At 47.0% G+C, this 17,706-nt stretch carries 17 protein-coding genes; 9 read left to right on the forward strand and 8 right to left on the reverse strand.

The window, feature by feature from the left end; translation table 11 throughout:
- Positions 1–168: 168 nt before the first annotated feature.
- Complete coding sequence (gene pckA / locus BMW79_RS08390; RefSeq protein WP_089893091.1) at positions 169–1,770, reverse strand: phosphoenolpyruvate carboxykinase (ATP); 1,602 nt, start codon at positions 1,768–1,770, stop codon at positions 169–171.
- Positions 1,771–2,095: 325 nt separating this feature from the next.
- Between pckA and BMW79_RS08395 the strand changes: the two genes are divergently transcribed.
- From BMW79_RS08395 to BMW79_RS08420, 6 genes are all read left to right on the forward strand, one after another.
- A complete protein-coding gene (locus BMW79_RS08395; RefSeq protein ID WP_089893094.1) occupies positions 2,096–3,391 on the forward strand; it encodes an aminopeptidase P N-terminal domain-containing protein in 1,296 nt (431 codons plus the stop codon).
- 120 nt (positions 3,392–3,511) lie between these two features.
- Entirely contained in the window at positions 3,512–4,279 is a 768-nt protein-coding gene (locus BMW79_RS08400; protein ID WP_089893096.1) for a CDP-alcohol phosphatidyltransferase family protein, read from the forward strand.
- 46 nt (positions 4,280–4,325) lie between these two features.
- A complete protein-coding gene (gene purS, locus BMW79_RS08405) occupies positions 4,326–4,571 on the forward strand; it encodes a phosphoribosylformylglycinamidine synthase subunit PurS (RefSeq protein WP_089893099.1) in 246 nt (81 codons plus the stop codon).
- A gap of 102 nt (positions 4,572–4,673) precedes the next feature.
- A complete protein-coding gene (rsmI, locus tag BMW79_RS08410) occupies positions 4,674–5,342 on the forward strand; it encodes a 16S rRNA (cytidine(1402)-2'-O)-methyltransferase (RefSeq protein WP_089893103.1) in 669 nt (222 codons plus the stop codon).
- 79 nt (positions 5,343–5,421) lie between these two features.
- Positions 5,422–6,492 (forward strand): winged helix DNA-binding domain-containing protein, encoded by a 1,071-nt coding sequence (locus BMW79_RS08415; protein ID WP_089893106.1) that lies wholly within the window; start codon positions 5,422–5,424, stop codon positions 6,490–6,492.
- Between the two features lie 90 nt (positions 6,493–6,582).
- Positions 6,583–8,472 carry a M1 family metallopeptidase gene (locus tag BMW79_RS08420; RefSeq protein ID WP_089893108.1) on the forward strand — a complete coding sequence of 630 codons (1,890 nt, stop codon included), beginning with the start codon at positions 6,583–6,585 and terminating at the stop codon, positions 8,470–8,472.
- 53 nt (positions 8,473–8,525) lie between these two features.
- Here the strand turns inward: BMW79_RS08420 and BMW79_RS08425 are convergent, their stop codons facing one another.
- The 7 genes from BMW79_RS08425 to BMW79_RS08455 form a co-directional block, all read right to left on the reverse strand.
- Complete coding sequence (locus BMW79_RS08425) at positions 8,526–9,536, reverse strand: patatin-like phospholipase family protein (protein ID WP_089893111.1); 1,011 nt, start codon at positions 9,534–9,536, stop codon at positions 8,526–8,528.
- A gap of 36 nt (positions 9,537–9,572) precedes the next feature.
- Positions 9,573–10,139: a DinB family protein gene (locus tag BMW79_RS08430; RefSeq protein WP_089893114.1), complete on the reverse strand. Its 567-nt coding sequence runs from the start codon at positions 10,137–10,139 to the stop codon at positions 9,573–9,575.
- 195 nt (positions 10,140–10,334) lie between these two features.
- Positions 10,335–10,544 (reverse strand): hypothetical protein, encoded by a 210-nt coding sequence (locus tag BMW79_RS08435; protein ID WP_089893117.1) that lies wholly within the window; start codon positions 10,542–10,544, stop codon positions 10,335–10,337.
- A gap of 13 nt (positions 10,545–10,557) precedes the next feature.
- Complete coding sequence (locus BMW79_RS08440) at positions 10,558–10,959, reverse strand: hypothetical protein (RefSeq protein WP_177192082.1); 402 nt, start codon at positions 10,957–10,959, stop codon at positions 10,558–10,560.
- A 17-nt stretch (positions 10,960–10,976) separates the two neighbouring features.
- Positions 10,977–11,564, reverse strand: a complete 588-nt coding sequence (locus tag BMW79_RS08445) for an RNA polymerase sigma factor (protein WP_245752417.1) — start codon at positions 11,562–11,564, stop codon at positions 10,977–10,979.
- Between the two features lie 250 nt (positions 11,565–11,814).
- On the reverse strand, positions 11,815–12,444 hold the full coding sequence (gene rsmG / locus BMW79_RS08450; protein WP_089893120.1) for a 16S rRNA (guanine(527)-N(7))-methyltransferase RsmG: 630 nt from the start codon (positions 12,442–12,444) through the stop codon (positions 11,815–11,817).
- 19 nt (positions 12,445–12,463) lie between these two features.
- Positions 12,464–13,603 (reverse strand): glycosyltransferase, encoded by a 1,140-nt coding sequence (locus tag BMW79_RS08455; protein ID WP_089893122.1) that lies wholly within the window; start codon positions 13,601–13,603, stop codon positions 12,464–12,466.
- 129 nt (positions 13,604–13,732) lie between these two features.
- Between BMW79_RS08455 and tgt the strand changes: the two genes are divergently transcribed.
- The 3 genes from tgt to BMW79_RS08470 all read left to right on the forward strand — a co-directional run bounded on the left by tgt (position 13,733) and on the right by BMW79_RS08470 (position 17,705).
- Positions 13,733–14,863, forward strand: a complete 1,131-nt coding sequence (gene tgt / locus BMW79_RS08460; protein WP_089893125.1) for a tRNA guanosine(34) transglycosylase Tgt — start codon at positions 13,733–13,735, stop codon at positions 14,861–14,863.
- A gap of 38 nt (positions 14,864–14,901) precedes the next feature.
- A complete protein-coding gene (locus tag BMW79_RS08465; protein ID WP_089893128.1) occupies positions 14,902–15,984 on the forward strand; it encodes an LptF/LptG family permease in 1,083 nt (360 codons plus the stop codon).
- Positions 15,985–16,379: 395 nt separating this feature from the next.
- On the forward strand, positions 16,380–17,705 hold the full coding sequence (locus tag BMW79_RS08470; RefSeq protein ID WP_089893131.1) for a citrate (Si)-synthase, eukaryotic: 1,326 nt from the start codon (positions 16,380–16,382) through the stop codon (positions 17,703–17,705).
- Position 17,706 lies beyond the last annotated feature (1 nt).

A 17,706-nucleotide genomic window follows, 5' to 3' on the forward strand; every position in this document is an offset into this window, starting at 1 on the left:
CATCTTCCGAAGGTCCAGCAAAACAAGCCCCTGTAAAGGAACTTGTTTTGCTCAGGCATTGCGCCTGTCAGGATCTTACGAGTGGTTCAGTGGAAATTATAAGGCAAAACTTAAATATAAATCTTCTTGTTGATATGCAACGGGAAGAATCAGATCACAGTAAGAGTATTAAATTTTAGGCGCTGCAGCCAGTATTTCTGGTGCTGCTGCGTCGGCATATTTTTCGAAATTACGGATAAACTGTCCTGCCAGGTCTTTTACCTGTGCATCGTACGCTGCTTTATCCGCCCATGTATTCTTCGGATCCAGTATCTCGGATGGTACACCGGCGCATTGGTCCGGGATTTCCACACCAAATACCGGGTGTGCACGAAAGGCGGCTTTATCCAGCGAGCCATTCAAGGCTGCGGTAATCATAGCACGCGTGTAAGACAGTTTGATACGGTTGCCGGTGCCATAGGCGCCGCCTGTCCAACCGGTATTGATCAGCCATACATTTACATCGTAGGTACGCATTCTTTCGCCCAGCATCTCCGCATACTGCGCCGGATGCAATGGCAGGAAAGGCGCGCCGAAACATGCACTGAAGGTAGATTTAGGCTCCGTGATGCCTGCTTCTGTACCCGCTACTTTTGCCGTGTACCCGGAAATAAACTGGTACATTGCCTGACCGGGCGTTAACCGCGACACAGGTGGCAATACACCATATGCATCACAGGTGAGGAAAAATATATTCTTTGGAATGCCTCCCACGGAAGGTTCCAGGGCATTGTCGATATAAGGCAGCGGATAAGATACCCGTGTATTTTCCGTAATGGAACCATCTGCATAATTCACCGTCTGCGTTCCCGGAAAAAAGGTGATATTCTCCAGCAGGGCGCCTTCGCGTACTGCATGAAATATCTGTGGTTCTTTTTCTTCAGAAAGATCAATGCATTTTGCATAACAACCGCCTTCAAAATTAAAGACGCCGGTGGTGGTCCAGCCATGCTCATCATCGCCGATCAGCTTACGGGAAGGATCAGCACTCAGCGTGGTTTTACCGGTACCGCTCAAACCAAAGAATACGGCAGTGTCACCCTCTTCGCCCATGTTGGCGGAGCAGTGCATGCTCAGTACGTTTTTGTTATGTGGTAATACATAATTCAGAATAGTGAAAATACCTTTCTTGATTTCACCAGTATATGCACTGCCGCCGATGATGATCATCTTCTTCGTAAAATTCACGACAGAGAAGTTCTCCTGACGGGTACCATCTGCAGCAGGATCTGCCAGGCAGCCGGGGGCCTGGATCACGGTCCATTCCGGATGCAGGTAATCCAGCTCTTCTTCCGAAGGACGCAGGAACATGTTGTAGGCAAACAGACTAGACCAGGGAAGTTCGGTGATTACTTTGATGTTGACCCGGTAATCCTGGTCAGCACAAGCATAGCAGTCACGTACCCACACGTCTTTCCCGCCGAAATAACGGGTAATTTTGCTGTATAGGCGATCAAAATGTTCTTCAGAAATAGGGAGGTTGAAGTCGTTCCAGTTAACAGTGTCGGCAGTGATGTTGTCTTTTACAATGAATTTGTCTTTAGGCGAGCGGCCGGTAAATGCACCGGTGTTCACCGCCAGTGCGCCGCTGTCGGCATATACTCCCTGTTTACGGGCGACCGTCTGCTCCGCCAGTTTTTCGGGTGAAAGTTGGTAATAGACGTTCGTTACGTTCTCTATGCCAAGTCCCCGTAAGTCAGCAATAGGATTCCTTACGCTACTCATTTGCATAAAAGCAAGATTGTTTTGGTGTAAAAGCAAAGCTAGGGATTTTTTGATATTATCAAATTTTACCGGTGTTGGACCATTGAAATTTAGAAATTAATCACCTGTTTTGGGGTAGTTGTTGCGATATATTCAAAATGTCTACTTTTCGCTACTAATTTATCTAACTGTTTTCCGGGGAATATAGCATTAAGTAAGCGCAAAGAAATATTAGTACGATTTTGTCATTTAATGTTGCAGATATTGACCGATTTGCTAATTCAACGCATTTTCACATTTCTACCTCCCGAATTTTACCTACGTTTGAAGCCTCATTTGAAATTAAGAAGATATGAAGAATCTGCCCTTGGATCCGCAGCTGTTTATAAAGAACCGCCAGCGTTTTGTGGCTAAAATGAAGCCGCAGTCTATCGCTATTATCAACTCCAATGATGAACTGCCCACCAATGGTGACGCCTTGTATAAGTTTAAACAGAACTCAGATCTGTATTGGCTCACAGGCATTGATCAGGAAGACACGATGGTGGTATTGTTTCCAGATAACCCGGATCCGAAATACCGCGAAGTATTAGTATTGGTGCGACCTAACGAGTTAAAAGAAAAGTGGGATGGTCACAGGTTGCGTAAAGATGAAGCATTTGCTGTTTCCGGTATGTCTACCGTAGTATGGCTGGATAGTCTCGATGCCCTGCTGCAGCAGTGGGTGAACGATGCAGCCAACATCTACCTGAATACCAACGAAAATAACCGTAAATCAAACCTGGTTCCCGTAAGAGACTACCGTTATGCACAGGAAATGAAAGAGCGTTACCCGCTCCACCACTACCTGCGCGCTGCTGTACTGTTTAAGGAACTCCGTGCAGTAAAAACACCGGAAGAAATAAAAGTGATGCAGGAAGCGATGGATATTACCGAAAAAGCTTTCCGCCGTATCCTGAAATTTATAAAACCTGGTGTATGGGAACACGAAATTCATGCAGAAATCCTGCACGAATTCCTGCGCAACCGTTCTGCCGGTGAAGCATATGGGTCTATCATCGCTTCCGGCGACCGCGCACGTACGCTCCACTACATTTCCAATAACCAGGAATGTAAAGACGGAGAAGTGATCCTCATGGATTTCGGCGCGGAATACGGTGGATATAACGCAGATCTTACCCGCTCCGTTCCGGTAAATGGTAAGTTTTCGCCACGTCAGCGCCAGGTGTATGATGCCTGTCTGCACCTGCATAACTACGCCAAATCTATCCTGCGTCCGGGTATAACCATCGCGAAGTATCATGAAATGGTAGGTCTGGAAGCAACTAAAGAATTTATCAAACTGGGATTGATCACTGAAGAACAGGTGAAAAACCAGGATCCGGAAACACCGGCATACCGCAAATACCTGTACCATGGCATTTCCCATCATCTTGGTGTGGATGTTCATGACCTCGGTCCTTCTTTCCATCAGCCTATTCCGGTAGGTGCGGTGATGACCATCGAACCAGGTATTTATATTGAAGAAGAACAACTGGGTATCCGCATCGAAAACAATATCTGGCTCACTGAGTCCGGTAATGTGGACCTGATGAAGAATATTCCTATCACGGCAGATGAAATCGAAGCCCTGATGGCAGCAAAGTAAGCATGTTTTTTTAAGATGGTCCTGGTGAACAAAGATTAAAATATAGATGATATAATATAATTATCAATATTCTATCTTCGCTCATCAGGATCATCTTAAAAATCATTATAATCGCTGTCAATGAAACAAATACCGAATATTCTTACCCTATGTAACCTCTTTTGCGGGGCATTGGCCATTATCTGCATCCTCCATGCACCTGAATACCGCGCCGAAATTAACGGTACCGACTATACGATTATCAGCCCTGAACCGGTATACTGGGCATCCGCACTGGTAGTGATTGCCGGCATTTTCGATTTTTTTGATGGCATGGTAGCCCGCCTCCTGAAGGTATCCGGCCCTATGGGTAAGGAACTGGATTCACTCGCCGATGTGGTAACTTTTGGTGTAGTACCCGGTATGATGCTCTACCGCCTGCTTCGCAGCGCTTATTTCCAGCAACCTGATGTATTCGATGTATCTATCATCAACCTGGCTCCGGCCTTACTGGTGCCATGTTTCGCCGCTTACCGCCTTGCGAAGTTTAATATAGATACCCGTCAGTCGGAAAATTTTATCGGCGTACCTACACCTGCTGTGGCACTGTTGGTGGCTTCTTTCCCGCTTATTCTGCTGTTCAATCCCTTTAACCTGGCCCATTGGTTCCAGAATATCTGGGTGCTTTATATCACCATTGCATTGCTCTGCTATCTGATGATCGCGGAAATTCCGATGATCAGCCTGAAGTTCAAAAGTAAGCGCCTGGCCGACAACTGGACCCGCTTCCTACTCATCTTCTTAACCATTGCCAGCATACCTTTCCTGAAGTTTGCCACCGTTCCTTTTATATTTATTTGTTACGTAATATTATCCATCGCCGTACCACCGAAAATAGAAGCGGTTTAACATTCTGGATTTTTTGATGTAGGTTTGCGGCAAAATTTCTAACACAATGACTTTTACTGCACATATCAATGTGATGCCACTGAAAGAATTATTAGATCCGCAAGGTAAAGCGGTGATGAGTGGTCTCAAAAATCTCGGCCTCGGCCAGGTACAGGATGTACGTATTGGTAAACACATTACGCTGCAAATTGAAGCTGCCAGCCAGGAAGAAGCAAGAACGATTGCTGAAAACGCTTGCCAGAAACTGTTGGCAAACCAGGTCATGGAATCTTTTGAAGTACAAATACAATAATTAATTGCGAATTACGGATAACGGAGTTGTGGGGAAGATGACCAATGAGGTCTCCGGACTGCATCTCCCCACAAATTCGTAGTTCGTAATTCGTAACTAATTATGAAATTATATCTCGTTCCATCTCCCATCGGCAACCTGGCCGATATTACCTACCGGGCTGTAAAAGTACTCGAAGAAGCAGACCTGATCCTGGCGGAAGATACCCGCACGTCCAGCGTACTGCTCCGGCATTATCAGATCAACAAGCCCGTTACCCCCTACCATCAGCATAATGAGCATAAAATAGTTCAACACCTCCTGCAGCAGCTGCAAGGCGGTAAAACTATGGCCATGCTCACCGATGCAGGTACGCCCGGCGTATCGGATCCGGGTTTCCTGCTTGTCAGGGAATGCACCCGCACCGGTGTACCCGTAGAATGCCTCCCTGGCGCCACCGCTTTTGTACCCGCACTGGTCAACAGCGGCATCCCCATGACTCGCTTCGCCTTTGAAGGATTCTTTCCTCATAAAAAAGGCAGACATACCCTCTTCACCAAACTCGCTACCGAAGAACGGACCATCGTTTTTTACGAATCTCCCATGCGCCTGCTCAGAACCCTGACTGATCTTATTCAGTACTTCGGACCAGACCGCCAATGCTGCGTAAGCCGCGAACTCACCAAAATGTTTGAAGAAAACAAACGCGGTACCCTCCAGGAAGTACATGACTACTTCGCGGAAAAAGGCGTGAAAGGCGAGATCGTAGTGGTTGTTCAGGGTGTTGAATAATTATTTTATCTTCCGGATCGGGTCCTGACATACCGTTGTCACACAACGGTGGTTATTTTGTAGCATAAATCATTCAGCCATGACCGTTACCGATATCGCTGCACTCCGGCTTCAGCATCAGCAGTTAATCAAAACTTCCATCAGGAAACCGGAAGACATCGTGTCGTTCTTCGGCGCCATGCAGGCCCAGGAATACGGCAATAGCAAATGGGGTATCGGTGTACGGCTTCCCGGCAGTAAAGACAGCGACATCGAAAAAGCACTGGCCAGCAAAGCCATTATCCGTACCACCGCCTTCAGAGGAACACTGCACCTCATCGCAGCCGCCGATGTACGCTGGGTCATCCAGATCATTGCACCCGCCGTAAAAACCCGTATGGGAAGCCTGCTGCGCAAACTGGAAATGAATGATGCCTTCCTGCAAAACACCAACCAGCTGATCACCAAAGCCCTGGCCGGTGGCAATTACCAGACCCGGAAAGACCTCACCACACTGCTGCAGAGCAAAGGCGTCAATACAGACGATCACCGCATGGACCATATCATTTACCACGCAGCTGTAGATGGCCTCATCTGCAATGGCCCCTGGCAAGGCAAACAACCCACCTTTGCCCTGCTCGATGAATGGCTGCCCGGAAAAGTCGCCTTCACCCGCGACCAGTCGCTCGTGATCCTGGCCCAACGTTTTTTTATCAGCCACGGCCCCGCCACAGTACCCGACTTTGCCCAATGGGCCGGTATTACCCTCACCGATGCCAAAGCCGGACTGGAAGGCACAAAAGCCACCCTGAAATCATTGGTGCTCAATGATGTGACTTACTGGATGGGCCCTCAAAAAAAACAGCCCACACCCGATACCGCCTTGCTACTCCCTGCATTCGATGAATACTTTATCGGCTACAAGGACCGCAGCACCCTGATCGACATGGCCTTCTCCAAAAAGGTAATTACTCCCAACGGCATTTTCAGCCCTATTCTTGTGCGCAACGGGCAAGTAATAGGCACCTGGAAACGGACCATTAAAAAGGACAGCGTTACCATTGCCGTGGATCTGTTTAAGCCACTCAAAAAGGCAGATCTTAAAGCCTTTGAACCGGCCGCATTACAATACGCGGAATTCATGGAACTGAGCTTCAATGGATTCTCCTGATTTACGCAAAAACAACTGCTCACTCATCAATTATCAACAGCAAATCGCCAAATGATCCTTATTTTAGCTGTTTAAACAAAAAGAAACGGAATGAAGTATCGGGTTACAACAGGTAGCTGTCTTGCCATCGCTTTGCTGGCGGGCAGTTGGTTACAGGGAAGCGCTCAGTCTGACCGCTGGCAGCAGAGAGTAAAGTACACCATGGATGTGAAGGTGGATGCACCTGCCAATCAGTTCAAGGGACAACAACATCTTGAATATTACAATAACTCTCCCGATACCTTAAAGAAAGTCTTTTACCACCTCTACTGGAACGCGTTTCAGCCCGGTAGCATGATGGATGTACGCAGCCGTGAACTGGGGAAAATTGTGATCGGAAAAGATAAGAAAGGCAACGAACGCCGCGACTGGGACGGCCGTGTACGCGACCGTATCTCTCAGCTGAAACCGGATGAAATAGGCTATCAGAAAATTATTTCCCTGAAAAGAGATGGGAAACCACAGGACTTCAAAGTAGTGGAAACCATCCTGGAAGTGCCTCTGGATAAGCCTATCCTACCACATTCAAAAGCCGTATTCGACATGGAATTTGCTTCACAGGTGCCGGTACAGATCCGTCGCAGTGGCCGCAATAACTCCGAAGGCGTTGACTTCTCCATGGCGCAATGGTATCCTAAAATGTGTGAATATGATTACGAAGGATGGCATGCCACCCCGTACATTGCACGTGAATTCTACGGCGTATGGGGCGACTATGACGTAAAAATCACCATCGATAAAAAGTATACCATCGGCGGTACCGGCTACCTGCAAAACCCTGACCAGATTGGTCATGGCTATGAGAAGCCCGGCACCAAAGTAATACCACCTGCCGGTAACACCCTTACCTGGCATTTCATTGCTCCCAATGTACACGATTTCATGTGGGCGGCTGATACCGAATATAAACACATCACCCAGAAAGTAGATGGTTTTACGGCGCACTTCTTTTATATCGAAAACGAGTATACCCGTGATACCTGGCCACAGCTGGCGAAGATGATCCCTGCTGCTTACGCATACATTAAAGCACACTATGGCGCTTATCCATATGAGCAGTACTCTTTCGTACAAGGCGGCGACGGTGGCATGGAATACCCGATGGCAACCCTCATCATGGGCAACGGTAAAATGGATGGCCTCTACAACGTAGCCATGCATGAATGGATGCACAGCTGGTACCAGGGAATGCTGGCCACCAATGAAAGTCTTTATCCATGGATGGATGAAGGCTTTACCACTTTCGCAGAAAACAATGTGATCTATAACACCATCGATTCCCTGAAAGGCCTGAATGCACAGGAAGATTCCTATGGCGGTTACTTTGCATTGGTAAGAAGTCCGTTCGAAGAACCAGCTACCACGCACTCCGATCATTACAATACCAACTATGGCTACAGCCTTACTGCTTACTCCAAAGGAGCCGTATTCCTGGAACAACTGGGGTATGTAATCGGTGCAAAGAACCGCGATGCAGGTTTGTTACGCTACTACAATGAATGGCGTTTCAAACACCCGAATGTGAATGATTTTGTAAGAGTGATGGAGAAAGAAAGTGGTATTGCACTCGACTGGTATAAACAATACTTTATCAATTCCGTAAAGCATATCGATTACGGTATCGACAGTGTGTTTGCAAAAGGTAATAAAACGGTGGTACGCTTACGCAGAGTGGGTTACATGCCAATGCCAATCGACTTCCTGGTAACAGATAAAAGCGGTAATAAAGTGATGCACTATATTCCGCTGTCGATCATGTACGGCGAAAAACCAAATGAGGATCCAAACGTAAAACGTATAGTCGAGAACGTTTGGTACTGGACCAACCCGGTATATGAAGTGGAACTGGATACGCCACTGAAAGATATTAAAGAACTGGAGATAGATCCGAGCCAGCGTATGGCCGATGTAGACAGAAGTAATAACAAGGCGGTATCTTAAGATCCGCTGCCGGATATGGAACGGGATGTTGTGCAAAACAGCATCCCGTTTTTTTATGAAGATGAATGAAGCACTTCCCTGGCCTGCTCTTCTCCTGCCGCCATCATCTCTTGCATCACCTGCGGTATAAATTCGAGGCCGCCCATATGCACGTCCAGTTCATGTTTGGGACGGATTACATGCAGGTTTACCATTCTCTTTCCCTGTAGGAAGGCTCCTGCCGGCACATCGAAATAGTCGTCAATGGTGGCAGCGGGAACACCAGCCTGTTTCATTTTTTCTTTTACAGCGTCCAGGTAGGTGAGCGTATGGTTGAGGAGGTGGGTGGACTGCAGTTCTGTGGCAGCTATCCCATTGTGGTGCTGATCCACTTCTTTTTCCAGTATATCCAGCAGGTTTTTAAATACAATATCATGCTGTCCTGCCACCTCCGGTGTTGTAAGGATAACATATACATCGGTGGCGCCTTTTTCTATCGCGAGTTGCACGGGGTGATAAGAAGCGCCACCACCATCACTGAATTGCTGCACCTGATCGGGCAGGGAGGCCACTTCCACCGGTGGCATAAATACCGGCATACTGCAGGAGGCCAGTACCGCTTCGCGGAAAGTATAATTATCGTGCAGGGAAATAACATCGTAGTCTTTCTTCACCATATCCGTACTGGCAGGGGAGAAGTAGGTAACCCGGCTGTTTTGCAGGCAACGGCCGGCTACAAACACTTCTTTGTTCAATTGTTGCAGGGCTCGAAAACGTTGATCCGTAAAGATATTCGTCACTTTATGAGAAAGGGCGGTGGCGTTGTAAAGGGAATTGCTTTGCGGGAAGCGTTGCAGCATGCTGCTGGTGCTGATGATGTCCGCTGTAGTGTTACTGGTGAAAAGTTTTTCCAGCAGGTTAATTTCCCCGAGTGCTGCCAGCGGGGCAATCAATGCACTGATACCGGTGCCGCAGAAGAAGTCGAAGTTAATGTCGGGATGTTGTGAATAGAGATATTTCAGGGCGCCAACAGCAAAAGCTGCCCGGGAGCCGCCACCGCTGATGACTAACGCAGTTGTAGCCATTTTGATTTTTTAGATAACATCAAGTTAACTAAAAAATTAAAATATTAACTGCTGGAGTTGGTTCTGCCAGGTATGACCCTGTAGCTCCTGGTCCTTTAATTTGCTAAGATGGTGTTCGTTATGGTGCGCAATGTAATATAACATCTCGCGGATGTTAATCTTTCCGAGAAGGGGATGCGGCAGCCGGTAGCGGTCAAGTTCATTTTCAGACCAGGCCTGGAGTTTATCTGTCAGTTTTTTCTTCTGGAGAAGAAAACCTTGTACCAGTGCTGTTCGCTGCGCCGGGTAAATCACACCTGGCTGATAGGCCCTGGTAGCTTTTGCGCCATTATTCAATACCCGCTGATAGTCGGTCACCAGTTGGTCGTAAGACCTGGATGGTATGGCGCTGGTACCAAAATAGCGCAGGGTGATTTTTGGAAATCCGAGGGCGCTGCTAACAGGCCTGATGGATTTGGTGAGATGATCCAGTTGTTGACCAGCCGACCATTTACCATAAGGAGATGCGGTAAAACGTATATCCGGCAACGTATTCACAAAGTCTACGAAGTTGTCGAAACTGGTGTCTAAGCGAGATCGGATCTCGTGCTGGTTCAGGTACATAGGAAATAAAATTTAGAGGGTTCAAAAACACATTACCTGGCATGCTAAACAATATACCCGGGCCACTGCATTCTCTTTGAAGTTACGCCAGATTTGCGAGCCGGCCAATAGCTTATTACATATAAAATAATTTTATGTATAATAAATCCGCCATCTGGCCCGGGAATATTGGTGTGCTGTTAAAGAAATCTTAAATTATTCCAGTACAGCGCATTCAAAACCTTGTTTCTGAACGAATTCTACAATAATATTCTCTTCTACCTGTAAGTCGGCAATACGTAATACCTTGTCACAATCGTCCAGGTCTACATGACAGGACCCAACGGGAAAGCTGGATGCAATGGCCTGGATCATCTGCCTACGCTCTTCCAGGCTACCTATATTGGTTTTGAATATGCCTATCATCGCATTATACTTTTTAAAGTGATTCTTTTTCTTCGTTCTTCGGCTGATCGGTATCCCGGTTGCCCTGCTCGCGTCTCCATCCACCAAAGCCGGTTCCGCATCTGTTACGGAAGTGTTCTCTCATCTTTTCCTGTTCTTCCGGTGTCATATTGGACAGCTTTTCTTTCATGCGGGCTTTCCATTCCCGGCCCCGGTTGAATTTATCGTGGTGGCTGTTCCAGCCAAAAAGCAGCTTACCCAGTAACAACAGTCCCAATGCCTGCCAGAAAGTAATCACCGGTCCGTGAAACAGTTCCGGGATGAGGCAGTTCCATAATGTCATGGTCACAAAACCCACTGCTACTACGAAGACAGCACCCAACAGGATAAATTTAAGTACGTGGGCGCCTTTTCTTCTGCCAAATTCGTTTCTCATATTTTTAATAAATTAAGTTAGTCGTTTAATAATTCGCTGTACAGTTCTGCCAGGCGTTCCCGCAGGAATAGCACCGCATAACGTTTGCGTGACAGGAGGGTATTCACACCCACACCTGTTTCTTCACTCATCTGTTTAAAGGATTTTCCTTCCAGTTCATGTTGCAGGAATACTTGCCGCTGATCATCCGGCAGCTCGCTGATAGCCTCCATGATGGCTTCCGACATAATCTTTTTTGCCATGGGGGTATCTGCTTCCTGGTTCTTGTCGGAAAGGAGTTCGGGGAGAAATAACACTTCTTCGCCTTCTATCTCGCGCGTGAAATCAGAAAAAGGAGTTTCTTTCTTCTTACGGAACCAATCGGTAATCTTATTCCGGGTTACGGCAAACAGCCAGCCGGTAATGGAATCTACCTGGCTGCCAAGGCGCAGGTATTCTGTAAACTGATAGAAAACATCCTGTAAAATATCCTCCGCATCGGACGCATTGTTTACCCGTTGCCGGATAAAGTGCAGCAATCGCTTGCGCTCCTGCTTCACAGTTGCCTGTATGCGTTCGTTTTGCTCTATGGCCATAATGCTATTTGTAAGGACCAGCTGTTTCATCTTAATAAGGATGACGAAGCAGCGAAGCGGATATTTTATAAAGACAAAAAAAAGTCGGAGATAGGTTATGTCAGGCAGTATCAGGGGTAGAATAGTACATCGGCGGAATAAAAAGGAACTTCGCCAAAAGGGTAACACAGATCAGGTTTGGCTTTGGGCAGCCAGGGCTGCAATACAGGGTGCTACGGACTTAGCATTCCGGCCTGCCGTTATATTTTGTATGACTGGCTGCCCAAAGCGGGGGAGCCGGCTAACTTTTTGCCAGCACCACAAATTTCTCCTGGAAGCTTTCTTCCGGAAAAATATCATACACCTTCACCAGGCGGGGCTTTAAGCCACTTTCAGAAATTTCCTGGGCCAGATCGCCCCCTTTCAGACAGATCAATCCCTTTTCAAACTGCTTGCCCGGAACAGTGGATTTTTTCATTACATGTTTGCTCCAGCGCCAGAGATCTCCCAGGGGGGCCACGGCACGGGATACCACTATATCAAACTTCCGGTTTTTAATATCTTCCACCCGGCTGTGCGCCGCAGTTACGTTTTTCAGTTGTAAGGCTTCGGCTACTCCTTCCACTACCTTGATCTTTTTACCGATAGAATCTACCAGGTGAAACTGTACTTCCGGGAAAAAGATCGCCAGGGGAATACCCGGAAACCCGCCGCCCGTACCCAGGTCGAGGATCTGGGTGCCAGGTTGGAAATCCGCTATGGCGGCTATGCTAAGTGAATGTAATACGTGCTTTTCATACAAGGCGTCTATATCTTTACGGGAGATCACATTGATCTTTTCGTTCCACTCCTGGTATAATCCCTGCAGCGCCTCAAACTGCGACAGCTGTTCTGGTGTAAAGTCGCTGAAATACTTTAAAATAATTTCCATGCGGCAAAAATAGCTATTCTTACCATTTATTGGTCTTTGCTTTGAACATCAAAGCAGGTGTAAGCAGAATGTAATAGAGCACCATGAAGATATCCATCAGCCAGCTGAACTTAAAGAGATCGCTTTCATCCAGTCTGCGCATGGCAGCATAAGTGATCACGGACTGTATCAGTACTTTACCGCCAAAAATACCCAGTACATACCAGAGCATCGGAGGCGGGAAAAACAACGCGAAAATAAAGGCAGGATAAAAAAGGAAATGCGTCAGTGAAAATAAGCCCAGCACAAACTTATGGCCAAAACGGTAATGCTTGCCTGTAGACATATGCCTGGTTTTCTGGCGAAACCAGCTTTTCCAGCTCTGCTTCGGTTCTGAATAGGTGAAGGCCTGTTTATCGATCACTACGCCCACATTCTTACGATTGGCGGCCGTGTTTACAAACAGGTCGTCGTCGCCGCTGGCAATATGCTGGTGGCTTGTAAAGCCTTTATGTTTAAAGAACAATTCCCTTTTGTAAGCCAGGTTGCGGCCCACACCCATGTAAGGCATACCGCTCATGGCAAAGGAAAGATGCTGTAATGCGCTGAAGAAAGTTTCATACCGGATGATCTTATTCAGAAAACCAGGTTTTTTATGGTACGCGCCATAGCCCAGTACAATTTCTTTCTGGTCCGTAAAGCCCTGGCTCATGAGCGACAACCAGTAAGTACTTCCAGGTTTGCAATCAGCATCCGTGAGCAGTACTTTTTCAAACTGGGCGCCTTTCAGGCCGATAGACAGCGGGTATTTCTTACCGGGAATGAACTTGGCAGCCTGCTTGATCTCAATATGACGGTAATGTGGATAACCCGGCTCGATAGAGCGCAGGTAGTATTTGGTGTCGTCTTCAGAGTTATCGTTTACCACAATCACCTCATACTCAGGCTTCATGTGCTGATGATAACGTTGTTGCAATACGCCCGGCAGATTTTTCTGCAGGTTCAATTCTTCATCCTTGGCACAGATGATGACTGAAAAAGGCCCGTCCGGTGTGTGGTCCAGGTCAAATTTACGTCTATAGAAAGCTACCCGGGAAAAGATAAAAAGAAAATATATGATCTGTATCCCTGCTACGGCAGCAAAAAAGTATAAGGCAATTTCACCTAGATGGTCCAGCATAATGCCCGCAAAAATATAATATTTTTATTATCTGTAAAAGAATTAATTATGAACAGGCAGCCGAACGCCTTCCGTTCCCCGCCGATCTTCACTTCATTTCAATATCTTTGCGGCCTGAAATATTAAAGCGTGAATTTTGAACTGATTACAACAGATAGTGGCAGCAATGCCAGGGCCGGAAAGATCACTACCGACCACGGAGAAATCGAAACCCCCATTTTTATGCCGGTGGGTACCGTGGGCAGCGTAAAGGCCGTTACGCAGGAACAACTGCGCGACGCCGTACAGGCGCAGATCATCCTGGGCAATACCTATCATTTATATTTAAGACCCGGACTGGAAGTATTATCCATGGCCGGTGGTTTACATAAATTCAACGGTTGGGACCGGCCTATTCTTACCGATAGCGGCGGGTACCAGGTGTTTTCCCTCGCAGCCAACCGCAAAATCAAGGAAGAAGGCGTGGTGTTCCAGTCGCATATCGACGGCTCCCGTCATCTTTTCACGCCCGAAAATGTAATGGACATCCAGCGCACCATCGGCGCCGATATTATCATGGCCTTTGATGAATGCCCGCCTTATCCATCTGAATACCGCTACGCCCGTAAGTCAATGGAGCTTACGCACCGCTGGCTCGACCGCTGCATCCAGCGACTTGGCGAAACGCAACCCGCCTACGGTCACGAACAAACCCTGTTCCCGATCGTACAGGGCAGCACCTATAAAGATCTCCGTAAAGCCTCTGCCGAATACATTGCCTCCCGCAACTGCGCCGGCAACGCCATCGGGGGCCTCAGTGTAGGAGAGCCGGAAAATGAAATGTATGAAATGTGCGGACACGTATGTGAAGTACTCCCGGCAGATAAACCCCGTTACCTCATGGGCGTAGGTACTCCCTGGAATATCCTGGAAAACATCGCCCTGGGTATCGATATGTTCGATTGCGTAATGCCTACCCGCAACGGCCGTAACGGTATGCTCTTTACCTGGAACGGTGTAATCAACATCCGTAACAAGAAATGGGCAACTGATTTTAGTCCGGTTGATGCCAATAGCCCCTGCTTCGCCACCAGTCAGTATTCAAGGGCTTATCTCCGCCACCTGTTTGTAGCCGGGGAAATTTTGGGCATGACATTAGCCAGTATTCACAACCTTGCTTTTTACCTCGAACTGGTGAAAGAAGCCCGTAAACAAATACTGGCCGGAACTTTCGCTACCTGGAAAACCAGCATGGTTAATCAGCTGAAAACACGCCTGTAAAAGTTCGGACTATAAAATAAACTAATATCTTTGGAGTCATGATGACTAAAATTGACTGGTACATTTTACGCAAGCTCATAGGTACTTTCATTTACTCCCTGATGATATTCCTATTGATTTCTGTGGTGATCGACACCACGGAAAAGGTGGACGACTTCATGAAGCACCACCTGTCCCTGCATGAAATCATAGTGGATTATTACTTTGGTTTTATTCCGCACATCCTGGCTTTATTATTTCCGCTGTTTATATTCCTGTCGGTGATTTTTTTTACCTCCAAGATGGCCTACCGCTCGGAGATCATCGCCATCCTCGCATCCGGCGTCAGTTTCCGCCGCTTTTTGCGTCCCTACTGGTATGGCGCCATCCTGTTCGGAGGTATTCTCTGGCTGGCCAACTACTGGGTGGTACCCAATGCGAACCGCATCCGTACCGGCTTTGAAAATAAATACCTGCATAGTCACGACGACGAAAAATCACAATACGACCGTACTACCCGTATCGATAGCTTTACCTACGTTACTTTCGGTACCTACGATCCCAACTATAAAAGTGGCAGCAGCTTCGTACTGAGCGTAGTGGATAAACAAAACATGACGTTCAAAATGAAGGCTGATCGTATCAGCTGGGACTCCACCGCCAAAAAGTGGAAGCTCGATTACGTGACCATGCGCACCATGAACGGTCTCAAAGAAGTCTGGAGCAGCAAACAGGATACCCTCCTGAAACTACCCCTGGTACCAAAAGACCTCGTGGAAGAAAAGAACCTGCAGGAAGCCATGACCACCCCCGACCTGAGAAGATACATTCAAAGAGAAAGTATCAGGGGCGCAGAAGGATTGAACACCTATTGGGTAGAATACTACCGGAGAACTTCCGCCGCATTTGCGGTAGTCATCCTCACCCTCATTGGCGGTATCATTGCCGCGAAAAAGGTAAGAGGAGGCAGTGGGTTGCACCTGGCAGTGGGGATCGTGATCAGTGCCAGCTACATTATATTCCTGCAATTTGCCACCGTGTTCTCTGTAAAAGCCGATCTGAATCCTTTGCTGGCAGTGTGGATCCCGAATATTTTATTCGGTTTACTGGCACTTTACCTGTATCGCAGGGCACCGAAATGAGTTGTGAATAAGATAACTTCGTATATAGTAACGCCTTTTTTTCTGCAAGGAAAGAAAGGCGTTACTGCTTTTGTTATCGATTGCTCCTTCACAAAAACGCCTGTTTCTCTTACGCACAAAGAAAAATCAGCAGATTTTTCTTTCAATATTTTCAATTCATTCTGAAAATTTTACATTTCTTTAACGTCTGTATAAATACGTATTATTTTAATAATGTAAGATGTTTGTTATTATATAGTTATAAGGCATCAATGCAACACTGTCGCATTGTATTTCCTTTGGAAAGTCGTTGTTAATTTGGCATTAAATACCACTAAAGGGTGGTAACTTCGTTAACAAATCATTACTTTTGACTATTGATCGATTTTGTTTTCATTCATAACAATAGCAGTAAAATGGGGTACATAAAAGAGAAATTCAAGGTTAAAGCAGATGAACTTAACATTGAAGTAAAAGACTTAATTAAGAATCACGGCAACAAAAAAATTGAGGACGTTACACTGGCACAGGTTTATCAGGGTATGCGCGGTATTACCGGCCTGGTAACCGAAACATCCCTGCTGGATGCCAATGAAGGTATCCGCTTCCGTGGATATTCCATTCCGGAATTAAGGGAACATTTACCAAAAGCACCCGGTGGTGCAGAACCATTACCGGAAGGTTTATTTTACCTGATGCTGATCGGAGAGTTACCTACAGAAGCAGATGTGCAGTATCTGTCCAGCATGTGGGGTCGTCGTTCTCATGTACCCAATCACGTATTTGATGCTATTGAAGCATTACCGATCACTGCTCACCCGATGACCATGTTCAACGTGGGTATCATGGCGCTGCAAACCGAATCATCTTTCGCACACGCTTACTCAGAAGGTATCAATAAAAAAGATTACTGGAGCTATACTTACGAGGACACCATGAACCTCATCGCCCGTCTGCCACGTATCGCAGCTTATGTTTACCGCCGCAAATATAAAGGTGGTCAGCATATCCAGCCTAACGGCATGCTCGACTGGGCAGGTAACTTCGCACACATGCTGGGTTACTCCGATGAAGGCTTCAAAGAACTGATGCGCCTCTATATGGTGATTCACGCTGACCACGAAGGTGGTAACGTGAGCGCACATACGACTCACCTGGTAGGTTCCGCCCTGAGCGATGCTTACCTGTCATTCGCCGCTGGTATGAACGGTCTGGCTGGTCCTTTACACGGCCTCGCTAACCAGGAAGTAATCAAGTGGATCCTCCAGATGCGCGAAGAACTGGGTGGTGGTGTTCCTACCAAAGAACAGATCGAAGCATACGTACGCAAAACCTTATCAGAAGGTAAAGTAGTACCGGGTTACGGTCACGCCGTTTTACGTAAAACAGATCCACGCTTCACCGCACAGATGGAGTTTGCAAAGAAACACCTGCCAAACGATGAACTGGTTAAGATTGTATGGATGGTATACGAAACCGTTCCGCCAATCCTGCAGGACCTCGGTAAGGTGAAAAACCCATGGCCTAACGTAGACGCACATTCCGGCGCATTGCTGGTTCATTACGGCCTGGTAGAATATGAATTCTACACCGTATTGTTTGGTGTGTCACGCGCATTAGGCGTACTGGCTTCCCTGTGCTGGGACAGAGCTTTGGGCCTTTCCCTGGAAAGACCAAAATCTGTTACTACCGAATGGATGAAGCAGTTCGTGGAAGGAAAAGTAGATGCTGTCGCCGAATAGT

This window comes from Chitinophaga arvensicola (genome assembly GCF_900110835.1).
Classification (GTDB): Bacteria; Bacteroidota; Bacteroidia; order Chitinophagales; family Chitinophagaceae; genus Chitinophaga; species Chitinophaga arvensicola.

What these genes read in the sequence shown, in the direction of transcription:
- pckA (WP_089893091.1), bottom strand. Translation starts at nt 1,770, where the DNA reads ATGCAAATGAGTAGCGTAAGGAATCCTATTGCTGACTTACGGGGACTT.
- BMW79_RS08395 (WP_089893094.1), top strand. Translation starts at nt 2,096, where the DNA reads ATGAAGAATCTGCCCTTGGATCCGCAGCTGTTTATAAAGAACCGCCAG.
- BMW79_RS08400 (WP_089893096.1), top strand. Translation starts at nt 3,512, where the DNA reads ATGAAACAAATACCGAATATTCTTACCCTATGTAACCTCTTTTGCGGG.
- purS (WP_089893099.1), top strand. Translation starts at nt 4,326, where the DNA reads ATGACTTTTACTGCACATATCAATGTGATGCCACTGAAAGAATTATTA.
- rsmI (WP_089893103.1), top strand. Translation starts at nt 4,674, where the DNA reads ATGAAATTATATCTCGTTCCATCTCCCATCGGCAACCTGGCCGATATT.
- BMW79_RS08415 (WP_089893106.1), top strand. Translation starts at nt 5,422, where the DNA reads ATGACCGTTACCGATATCGCTGCACTCCGGCTTCAGCATCAGCAGTTA.
- BMW79_RS08420 (WP_089893108.1), top strand. Translation starts at nt 6,583, where the DNA reads ATGAAGTATCGGGTTACAACAGGTAGCTGTCTTGCCATCGCTTTGCTG.
- BMW79_RS08425 (WP_089893111.1), bottom strand. Translation starts at nt 9,536, where the DNA reads ATGGCTACAACTGCGTTAGTCATCAGCGGTGGCGGCTCCCGGGCAGCT.
- BMW79_RS08430 (WP_089893114.1), bottom strand. Translation starts at nt 10,139, where the DNA reads ATGTACCTGAACCAGCACGAGATCCGATCTCGCTTAGACACCAGTTTC.
- BMW79_RS08435 (WP_089893117.1), bottom strand. Translation starts at nt 10,544, where the DNA reads ATGATAGGCATATTCAAAACCAATATAGGTAGCCTGGAAGAGCGTAGG.
- BMW79_RS08440 (WP_177192082.1), bottom strand. Translation starts at nt 10,959, where the DNA reads ATGAGAAACGAATTTGGCAGAAGAAAAGGCGCCCACGTACTTAAATTT.
- BMW79_RS08445 (WP_245752417.1), bottom strand. Translation starts at nt 11,564, where the DNA reads ATGAAACAGCTGGTCCTTACAAATAGCATTATGGCCATAGAGCAAAAC.
- rsmG (WP_089893120.1), bottom strand. Translation starts at nt 12,444, where the DNA reads ATGGAAATTATTTTAAAGTATTTCAGCGACTTTACACCAGAACAGCTG.
- BMW79_RS08455 (WP_089893122.1), bottom strand. Translation starts at nt 13,603, where the DNA reads ATGCTGGACCATCTAGGTGAAATTGCCTTATACTTTTTTGCTGCCGTA.
- BMW79_RS08465 (WP_089893128.1), top strand. Translation starts at nt 14,902, where the DNA reads ATGATGACTAAAATTGACTGGTACATTTTACGCAAGCTCATAGGTACT.
- BMW79_RS08470 (WP_089893131.1), top strand. Translation starts at nt 16,380, where the DNA reads ATGGGGTACATAAAAGAGAAATTCAAGGTTAAAGCAGATGAACTTAAC.